Raw genomic sequence first — 9,380 nt, forward strand, 5'->3', positions numbered from 1 at the left:
TTATAATCTTACTCAAGAGGTGCTCCTTTCGATGCAACGGGTTTTTGGTCAAACACATTGTATCAGAGCACCTCTTTTTATTTTGTTGAAAGTGTCACATATGTCTTACTACATTACACGAATGGATTTTGCGATAAAAATGTTTTTGTTCCCTCTTTTTTCCACATCAAAAGAAACAAGAGAAAACAAGAAGAACGAAAATGGAACAGAATGTAGCGATGCGACAGGAAAAAGAGATTCTTTCGCAACAACGTATCCGTTACAATGAAGATACGACGTAAAGAAGAGGTGCCAATATGACCGTGTTTACTCCCATACAAAAACAAGCCATCGCTCATCAAGAAGGTCCCTGCCTTGTGCTTGCTGTACCCGGCGCAGGCAAAACAACCATCTTGCTGGAACGGCTTCATCAGCTGGAAGCATCGGGCATTGCCATCTCCTCCATTGCTTCGATTACCTTCTCCCGTCAGCAGGCTATTGATATGAAAAACCGCTACAGTGCAAAGTACGGAGAAAGCTGCGCGGTATTTTCCACCATCCACGCTTTTTGCTATCGTATTCTGCGGGAATATGCGGCGGAAAAACATATCCGCTTGGAATTAATGGAAGCTTCCACGGCGTATAACAAATATCGTGTTGTGGAAGCACTCTATCGTCAGCTGTTGCACCGCCCCATGCCGGAAGATGAACGCAATGCCTTTTTTCGTCTGGACAGTTACATGAAAAACACGTTGCAGAGTGCTGACCAAGCCAAGAAAAAAACCGCCACCCGCTGCTCCCATTTTGAAGCGCTTCAAAACGCCTATCAGCAATTTAAAGCGGAGCATCATCTCATTGATTTTGATGATATGCTCTGGCGCACCTTGCAATTGCTTGATCAGGAGGAAACGATACGGAAACGTTGGCAGCAAAAATACCCGTACTTTCAAGTGGACGAAGCGCAGGACACCTCACTCGTACAATGGCGAATTCTGCATCTTCTGAGCGCGCCAGAAAACAATATTTTCATTGTGGCAGATGATGATCAGTCTATTTATGGCTTTCGAGGGGCGGATCCCAAATATCTGTTGAACGTGAAAACCCTTTTTCCGGATACAAAAATCCTTTTTATGCAAGATAACTACCGATCCACGAAAAATATCGTAAAACTCTCTGCCGGATTGATTCGAGAAAACACAACACGTTATGGAAAAACCGCAAAAAGCGAAACGGAAAGCAGCGAAAAAACGCAGGTCATTCTGACGCATTCTCTTCGCGCCCAAACCGATCGTCTTTGTCGTGACTTGCCAAGCGATCAGGTGCAAGGAAGCGTCGCTGTCCTATATCGAAATAACATGTCTGCTCTCGCTCTGATGGATGCCTTGGATCGCCGAAACATCCCATTTCAACTTCGTTCCGATGTTGATCGTTATTTTCATCATCCGGTTCTCAATGATATTTTCGACTTTTTCACCTTGGCGATGGATCCATGTGATGTTGCCTGTTTTTCGCGCATTTACTATAAAATGAATCAATTTCTGAAAAAAAGTTTTCTGACCACACTGGAATCCACCCCTATCGGAGAAACGGTATGGCAACAGCTTCTTGCGGCAGAAGAAACACAAAACACATTCTATCAAGATCGCCTTATGTTTCTTGAAGATGCGTTTTTACGTATACAAACGGCGACACCAAAACAGGCAATCGCCATCCTTTATGAAGAGATCGGCTATAAACAATTTCTCAAAGAGCGTGCTCGACGCAGCGCAAATGCCGTTTCGATTGAAGCTCGTCTCATTGAATGGTTGGAAGATTGTGCAAGCTACTGTACAACGTATCCCGCTTTTCGTAAGCGTCTTCGAGAGCTGGAAGAACGCAGTCAAAGGGATTGGAAAGAAGAAACAGAGATTGTAGAAAAAGAGGACTTCGCATCGACCATTCAGCCGTCTCCGGTAGTCCTCTCCACCATTCATGGCGCAAAAGGTTTGGAATACGATACGGTTTGGCTGATGGATCTCATTCAGACGGAATTCCCTTCCTCCTTGGCGTTAGAAGAATACGCTGCCGGAAATTCCGATTTGCTGGAAGAGGAGCGCCGCCTGTTCTATGTCGGTATGACACGCGCCAAACGTCGTTTGCGGCTGATGGGGCGTGAAGCCGTTTGGGATCGTCCGGTCAAGCATTCTCAATTCATAGATGAATTGGCAGGCAAACGCCGAAAGATAACGTAGTTAACTATCTATCAGGCAAAGTGCAAGGACTCCCTGTAGTATCGTCGTCAAATTGTCGGAATCTGTCTCGTTATACCGCTCCCTGTGGGCGCGACGAGCGAAAGCAGTCACGTTTATTGATGGCTACCAATTCATCAAAAGTACGTGGACAGTAGTCTACAACATCCGCGCCGCAATTAAGTGCTTTGGACAATTCCTTGGTACGCTCCCGCGTAAGGGAAGGGTGATTGTGAATGTGCCCATAGAGATGCCAAGTACCGTAATAGTAACCGTCCCATTCCAGCATAGGATAATGAAACAACACGAGACGATGACGATGGTCGTAAACGACCGCATAAGAGATTATTTCTTCAAAATAACGATGCAACAAGGGATTCTCTTCAATACAACGGTCATGATTGCCAAGAATAAGATGCAAATGACCGTTTAGACGTTCTAAATATTTCTCCGGCTCGGAGCAACGATGGATGAGATCGCCGACAATATAGACATCATCCGATATTTTCACTGTACGATTCCATCGTGCAATCATCGTTTCATCCATCTCCTCTACCGTAGAAAAAGGTCGATGGCTAAAACGAATGACTTCTTCATCACCGAAATGGCAATCGGCGATATAGTACTTCATTTTGTTTTCGCTTCCTAAGCCCCTTCCGGGCGTTGACCCGCTGCCGTGCGCAGCTGCTCAATTTCCTCTTTGCGCAAAGCGCGGTATTGTCCTTCTGCTAAATCGGCATCCAACACCAAAGGTCCCATGCGGTGACGATGTAAAGAAAGAACCGTGCGGTTTTCCGCCGCAAACATCCGTTTTACCTGATGATACTTTCCTTCGGTAATCGTCACGCTGATACTCCCGTCTTCGCGCAGCATAATCTTCGCCGGTGCAGTCAATATCCCCTCCGGTTCAAGGAGAATGCCTTCGCCAAAGCGTGTAATGAGCCGTTCGTCAATCGGACGATCTACTTTGGCGAAGTATTCTTTTTCAATATGGTGACGCGGCGATAAAAGCGCATGAGCAAGTCTTCCGTCATCAGTTAATAAAAGCAGACCCGTGGTATCGCGATCTAAGCGGCCAACCGGAAAGACCGAACGATGACGGTCTTCCGGTCGAAGAAGATCCAAAACCGTTGTCCGTTTATCGCGCGTTGCGGAAAGCACTCCCTTTGGTTTGTGCAGAAGAAAATACACATAGCGTTGATACTGAATATCCTGTGTATCACACTGCACATGATCCGACTCGAGAATGACGCTCTTCGGAACGGTTACTGTCTCACCATTTACTCGTACTCTGCCGGATCGAATGAGCGCATTGACTTCTTTTCGCGATCCCAAACCTTGATGGGCGAGCCATTTATCCAGACGTATACGCACCGTTTCCTCGGCTTTCTATTCTTCGCCGTGTTCGCCCAAAGCGTGACTGAGTTCGGTCGCATTTCGATACAAGGGGTCAATCGAATGCAAAAGGTAACCTTCTCCCCATTTTGTCGCAATCAGTTCATCCATTTCAATCGCATTGAGCTTTTCCCGTAAGCGACGCACATAAACATCAATATTACGCTCATGCACCGCATCGATTTCCGTCCATAATTCGCGTGCTAAATCGGCGCGTGATAGAACCTTCCCCTTTTCTCGAATCAGCACCAAAAGTACCTCAAATTCTTTGCTAGTAAGCTGTACACTTTTTTCTTCGTGCTGCAGAATGCGGTGGATCATATCAATCTGCAAACCGAAAAGTTCTATCCGGAACGGATCTTCTTCAGCCTCTTTCGTCGTGCTCTGACTTCGAAGCATTGCCCTTACACGGGCTTTTACTTCCAAAATATCCATAGGAAGGCGCACGACTTCCCGATATCCATACTCCAGTAAAAGAACGATGTGTTTCACCGAGGTGGATCGGGTCAGAATCATCGCCGGTAACGCACCTGCTGCCTCTAAGACAGTAAAGAAATCCAGGACATTGCCATCCTCCATCTCATCCGTCAGAATAGTCATGTCCACAGTATTTCTTTGCAGGAGTTCTTCCGCCCGTTTTAGCGTAGTGCAAGACAGCACATCATATCCATCATAAGTGAATGCTGCAGATAAGTCTTCTACACTATCCGCATTCGGGTGTATAAGCAATAGCTGCATAGTGCCCCCTTTAATTCTCCCCTATAGGATACCAAAGAATAGGAAAATGAAAAGGGTGTATTACTCCTTCTCCTTTTCTGTCGCATTTAAGGAAGAATCCATAGTGTGCGGAAAAATAGCATCATAGTAAGACACTAATTGTTCTAATATCTCTTCATGTCGGCGATAGAAAGTGCTTCGTGAAAAGAACATCTCCGCACAGACACGTGATATCGAATACCCTTTATAATATCGATTCGTCAACAGCGCAACGTCTTCATCAGAAAGATGCAGCAAAAGCAATTTCACCAACTGTACTTCGATTTTCAATCGTTCCAAGGTGGAGAAAAATTGCCGGCGCTCCATTTCCAACAAGAAAGAAAGGGAGGGCAAATCCGGACAAAGAGCATTCTCCGTTGTGTTCGACGAATTTGAAGGAAGCAAAGCGGCAGCATACCTTCCCCCCCCCTGCCACTCGCGAACGACTTCATCGTCACGGTAGCGATCCAATTTTTCCTGATTCGCTTTGTACCGAGAGAGCAAACCAATAATGTGCATACGTATACGCGATTCTTTTTCTGTTCGTGAAGAGGTCATACCATCCTCCTTTCTTCTCCCTGCGGAGAAGGTTCTATATGCTTCATTCCGTCTTCTGTGTATCCGTCCGGACTTCGGTGGTGTCCTCATTGTATCAAAGCACTTCCTATTTCTTATCTCGCATGTGCTTCATCCTGTCCCATGAATAAGACAAGATGGTAATAGTTTTTCATTATAATGTAAATTTATCCTTTTCTCCATAAAATAAAAACTGCAATAAAGCGAAATTTCGCTTTATTGCAGTTTTATCAGCTTATTTTTTATTCAGCGACCGATTAATATGCGCCGTAACCTGCTGCCGGATTCATTCCCGGATCCTTTTTCTCTTCCGGAATACTCACGACAGCCGCTTCGGTGGTCAAGAACATAGAGGCGATAGATACCGCATTCTGCAAAGCGGAACGGGTCACTTTCGTCGGATCAACAATACCAGCGCTAAACATATCGACGTATTTTTCGTACATGGCATCAAAACCCTCACCGGGAGCTGCCGCCTTGACTTTCTCTACAACGACGGAGGGTTCAAGACCGGCGTTAGCTACAATCTGGCGAAGTGGTTCTTCAAGAGCACGTACAATAATCTGTCCGCCCACTTTCTCATCGCCTTCAAAGTCCGCAATGAACGCATCGACATCGTTGATGACATCAATCATCGCAGTACCACCACCGGCTACGATGCCTTCTTCGACTGCCGCACGAGTCGCCGAAAGGGCATCCTCAATACGCAACTTCTTATCCTTCATTTCCGTTTCCGTTGCAGCGCCAACACGCAGAACAGCAACGCCACCACCCAATTTTGCCAAACGCTCTTTAAGCTTTTCTTTGTCGTAATCCGAATCGGTGTTTTCGATCTGTTTTTTAATCTGTTCGACGCGCTGTGCGATCGCATCTTTCTCGCCATGGCCACTGACAATGACCGTTTTTTCCTTGTCGATATTAACTTTTCCGGCTCTGCCAAGCATATCAATGGTCGCTGTCTTGAGGTCTAAACCGAGATCTTCGGTAATCACACGTCCACCGGTAAGGACGGCAATGTCTTGCAACATCTCTTTGCGACGATCTCCGTATCCCGGTGCTTTAATCGCTACTGCATTGAAGGTGCCGCGAATCTTATTGAGAACCAATGTGGCGAGTGCTTCCCCCTCCACATCTTCTGCAATAATGAGCAGCGTTTTTCCGGACTGTACAATCTGTTCAAGAAGCGGAAGAATGTCCTGGATATTGCCGATTTTTTTATCGGTAATGAGGATGTACGGATCTTCTAACTCAGCAACCATTTTTTCGGTATCGGTCACCATGTAGGGAGAAAGGTAGCCGCGATCAAACTGCATACCCTCAACAACCTCCAAGGCGTTTTCCATCGTCTTGGAATCTTCTACCGTGATCACTCCATCTTTCCCGACCTTCTCCATGGCTTCTGCGATCATTTGCCCAATCGCCTGTTCCCCAGCCGAAATGGTGCCGACGTTTGCAATGGCATCCATGGTGTCCACTTCTTTTGCTCTTTCTTGCAACTTCTGGACGACAAAGTCAGATGCCCTCTTCATGCCGCGCTTCACCACCATCGGATTCGCTCCGGCAGCAATGTTACGCAACCCTTCGCGAACAATTGCCTGTGCCAGCAACGTAGCCGTCGTTGTTCCATCACCGGCTACATCATTGGTCTTCGTGGCAACTTCTTTTACAAGCTGCGCGCCTAAATTCTCAAAAGCGTCTTCGAGATCAATTTCCTTTGCAATGGTTACACCATCATTGGTAATCAACGGAGCGCCGTAGCTTTTCTCTAAAACAACATTGCGACCTTTCGGTCCAAGCGTCACTTTCACCGTGTCAGCTAATTTATTCACGCCTTCCTGAATTTTCTGGCGTGCTTCGGTATTATAGCTAATGAGTTTTGCCATTCTTTCTCTCCTTCTATCTACATTCTCTTGCTGCGTTACACTCAGTCACGAACGACCGCTAAAACATCCTCAATCTTAATGACGATATATTCTTCGCCGTCCAACTTCACATCCGTTCCAGCATATTTGGAATAAATAACGCGATCGCCGATCTGCACGGCGTCTTTATATTCCTCCTGCCCGGACAACTTATCACTGATAGCGACTACTTCCGCATATTGCGGCTGCTCCTGTGCGGATGTCGGCAATACAATGCCGGATGCCGTTGTTTCTTCCTTCTCTAATTTATGAATGACAATGCGCTCTCCAATTGGATTGATTTTCATACATTCCTCCTGTCTTTTATTATCACTCTCATTGTTTGAGTGCCAACACGTTTACTATACCGCACGATGAGATTATTTTCAAGCCCTGCACATAAATTTTAAGGCGAGACTATTCCGTCTCGCCTTTGCCTGCTTCGTTGTCTTCTGCGTTCGTTCCTTCACTTGCCGAGGAGGCGTCTGTTTGGGGAACAGGAAACATCCCCGTCTTCTCCCAGCTGCCTTTTCCCTGTTTATCAATCACCTCTTCACGCGTAATCGTGCGTTCTTTGGTCTGTATTTTCTCAAGAACGCCAACCACGGCAATACGCTTTTCGTCATCCTGATTTGCCGTACACGTCGATAAGGTAACAACGTGATCCTTAGCGGAAAGGGCAGAATCGAAATGAAAATTGGTCTCAGACTGTGTTAATGCCTGCTGCAGATTAGCAAGGAATTTTTCTTCTTCCAAATTCGGATAACGATACGGATCGGTTGCTAAGGGCTGGCGAATCGAAAAAATGCGATACGTATACACACCCTTTTCGTTCGTTAAGGTAAACCGCTTCTCGCTTTTGTCGGTATAGCTTTGATCTAAAAAATGTTTCAGGATGCCGAACATCTCATCCCCATAGTACATCATGTGCCCATATAAAACCGTATTCTGATCGCTCAAATCGGGTTTGTTTTGAAAGTCCATGAAGGGAATGCCCTGGATGCTGTACTCCTCATCAATCCCTCGGCGAAGATAGTAATCATTATCCTTTGCCTGCAACACCGGATAGCGATTTTCTGAACCGAAAATGGTGAGATAGGCGACCGTATCCTTGTTCATTTCCTTCAGCCTTTTCATCAAAGCGGTATAATCCACAAGCTCTTCCTGCTTACTGCCTGAGGCACCCGTAGAAAAAGCGGTCGGGACAGCTAAATCGGAAAGTTGCTTATTGATGCGAGAAAGCTGAGAGTTTGAATGTTGTCTTGCCCATAAATAGGAACCGATTTCGACAATACTAAACGCCATCACCATGAGTAAAATGCCTTGGACGATGCGTCGCAACCACTTTTTCATCTTTCTTCTCCATTACCTTCATCCATGCCGAAATCGGCATCTCTCTGCCTTTTTTGTGCTGTCTGATGCGCCGTTTTTTATAGCACTGAAGCGCCGTCCTTTGCTATGCGTAGCTATTGTGATACGGAAGGCGCAGCACTGCTTTCCGGAGCACTTTCCAAGGCGTTACTATAGAATGCTTTTGCTTCTTCAAACGCTTCCGGTGTCAATTCCGCTTTATCCAATACGCCGACAAAGGCAAGACGATAGTCATCATCACCTTCTTCCGTACAGGTGGACAGCGTTAAAATGCGCTCCTTTGTTGTTACCGGTTGATGATAGTCGAAATCAATCATATTGTTTTTTATCGTATCGTTTAACAGTTGCGCATACTCTTTCTCCGGCATATTGGCATTACGATAGGGAGCGTCCGCCGCAACTTTACGAACAGCAAACAGACGATACGTAAAGATACCATGATTGGTCGTCACCGTAACCGTTTTTGGTGCTTTATCAGTATACTCCTGATGCAAGTAATGACGCAAAACGCCGAATTGCTGCAGCCCGCCCAAATCCGGCATGTGCCCATATAAAACGGTGTTCTGGTCTGCCATTTTCGGTGTGTTTTCCATATCCATGTATGGGATGCCATAGAGTTCATATTGTTTATCGATGTTTCGGCGCAAATAAAATTCGTTGTCTCCGGAGTAAAGCAACGGATAGGCATTAGGCGTTCCGTCCAAAGACAGCCACCCCACAACATCGGAATTTCTTTTCTGCAGTTCCTTCACTTTGTTATCAAATCCCGGTTTTACTAATGTAATTGTTCCGTGACGCAGGCTCTTTATCTCTTCGCTCATTTCCTGAACGCGGCTCTCGGAAACCGAACCTTCGCCGGATACAGGTGCCTTTTCTTTCCCACAGGAAAGCAGGAAAAAGGAAAGGACAAAAATACCGAACAGCGATAGGCAATGTCTTGTTTTCATGATCCATCTCCTCTGATCAACCTTCAAGAGCTTGAAGAATAACTGATTTGTCAGCGTGTTCCTTAATCCATTTCTTTGCTTTTCCCGACAAAGAAGTGTCTTTGTACAAAATCGCACCGATTATCTCCTGCTTCTCATCAAAGAAGAACTTCGTGATCGCGCCCTCTTTTCCCTCTTTTTGCAGCATCTCTCCGTCATGCGAACCAGCGGAAAACAGCTTCACCGAA

Annotated in this window: 11 protein-coding genes; 2 read left to right on the plus strand and 9 right to left on the minus strand. The window is 46.0% G+C overall.

Translation table 11 applies throughout. The features are described 5' to 3' along the window. The coding region (locus tag RDL68_RS05185) for a hypothetical protein (protein WP_308540618.1) at nucleotides 1–268 on the plus strand (268 nt) is incomplete at its 5' end. 28 nt (nucleotides 269–296) lie between these two features. Further along, entirely contained in the window at nucleotides 297–2,210 is a 1,914-nt protein-coding gene (locus RDL68_RS05190; protein WP_308540619.1) for an ATP-dependent helicase, read from the plus strand. 70 nt (nucleotides 2,211–2,280) lie between these two features. On the opposite strand, the gene RDL68_RS05195 is transcribed toward RDL68_RS05190, so the two are convergent. From RDL68_RS05195 to RDL68_RS05235, 9 genes are all read right to left on the minus strand, one after another. Further along, nucleotides 2,281–2,838: a hypothetical protein gene (locus RDL68_RS05195; protein ID WP_308540620.1), complete on the minus strand. Its 558-nt coding sequence runs from the start codon at nucleotides 2,836–2,838 to the stop codon at nucleotides 2,281–2,283. A 14-nt stretch (nucleotides 2,839–2,852) separates the two neighbouring features. After that, nucleotides 2,853–3,581 (minus strand): pseudouridine synthase, encoded by a 729-nt coding sequence (locus tag RDL68_RS05200; protein ID WP_308540621.1) that lies wholly within the window; start codon nucleotides 3,579–3,581, stop codon nucleotides 2,853–2,855. A gap of 15 nt (nucleotides 3,582–3,596) precedes the next feature. Then, a complete protein-coding gene (locus RDL68_RS05205; RefSeq protein WP_308540622.1) occupies nucleotides 3,597–4,340 on the minus strand; it encodes a response regulator transcription factor in 744 nt (247 codons plus the stop codon). Nucleotides 4,341–4,400: 60 nt separating this feature from the next. Next, nucleotides 4,401–4,916, minus strand: a complete 516-nt coding sequence (locus RDL68_RS05210) for a hypothetical protein (RefSeq protein WP_308540623.1) — start codon at nucleotides 4,914–4,916, stop codon at nucleotides 4,401–4,403. 275 nt (nucleotides 4,917–5,191) lie between these two features. Further along, nucleotides 5,192–6,817, minus strand: coding sequence for a chaperonin GroEL (gene groL / locus RDL68_RS05215; protein ID WP_308540624.1), 1,626 nt, complete (start codon nucleotides 6,815–6,817; stop codon nucleotides 5,192–5,194). Between the two features lie 41 nt (nucleotides 6,818–6,858). After that, entirely contained in the window at nucleotides 6,859–7,143 is a 285-nt protein-coding gene (gene groES / locus RDL68_RS05220) for a co-chaperone GroES (protein ID WP_308540625.1), read from the minus strand. A gap of 109 nt (nucleotides 7,144–7,252) precedes the next feature. Beyond that, nucleotides 7,253–8,188, minus strand: a complete 936-nt coding sequence (locus RDL68_RS05225) for a class B sortase (protein WP_308540626.1) — start codon at nucleotides 8,186–8,188, stop codon at nucleotides 7,253–7,255. A gap of 113 nt (nucleotides 8,189–8,301) precedes the next feature. Beyond that, nucleotides 8,302–9,153: a class B sortase gene (locus RDL68_RS05230; protein WP_308540628.1), complete on the minus strand. Its 852-nt coding sequence runs from the start codon at nucleotides 9,151–9,153 to the stop codon at nucleotides 8,302–8,304. A gap of 16 nt (nucleotides 9,154–9,169) precedes the next feature. After that, nucleotides 9,170–9,380 (minus strand): hypothetical protein (locus RDL68_RS05235; RefSeq protein ID WP_308540629.1); only part of this gene is annotated, 211 nt, incomplete at its 5' end.

This window comes from uncultured Murdochiella sp. (assembly GCF_902488755.1).
GTDB lineage: Bacteria > Bacillota > Clostridia > Tissierellales > Peptoniphilaceae > Murdochiella.

Coding starts and splice junctions, on each gene's coding strand:
- RDL68_RS05210 (WP_308540623.1), bottom strand. CDS start 4,916: ATGACCTCTTCACGAACAGAAAAAGAATCGCGTATACGTATGCACATT.
- RDL68_RS05195 (WP_308540620.1), bottom strand. CDS start 2,838: ATGAAGTACTATATCGCCGATTGCCATTTCGGTGATGAAGAAGTCATT.
- RDL68_RS05230 (WP_308540628.1), bottom strand. CDS start 9,153: ATGAAAACAAGACATTGCCTATCGCTGTTCGGTATTTTTGTCCTTTCC.
- groL (WP_308540624.1), bottom strand. CDS start 6,817: ATGGCAAAACTCATTAGCTATAATACCGAAGCACGCCAGAAAATTCAG.
- RDL68_RS05225 (WP_308540626.1), bottom strand. CDS start 8,188: ATGAAAAAGTGGTTGCGACGCATCGTCCAAGGCATTTTACTCATGGTG.
- RDL68_RS05205 (WP_308540622.1), bottom strand. CDS start 4,340: ATGCAGCTATTGCTTATACACCCGAATGCGGATAGTGTAGAAGACTTA.
- RDL68_RS05190 (WP_308540619.1), top strand. CDS start 297: ATGACCGTGTTTACTCCCATACAAAAACAAGCCATCGCTCATCAAGAA.
- groES (WP_308540625.1), bottom strand. CDS start 7,143: ATGAAAATCAATCCAATTGGAGAGCGCATTGTCATTCATAAATTAGAG.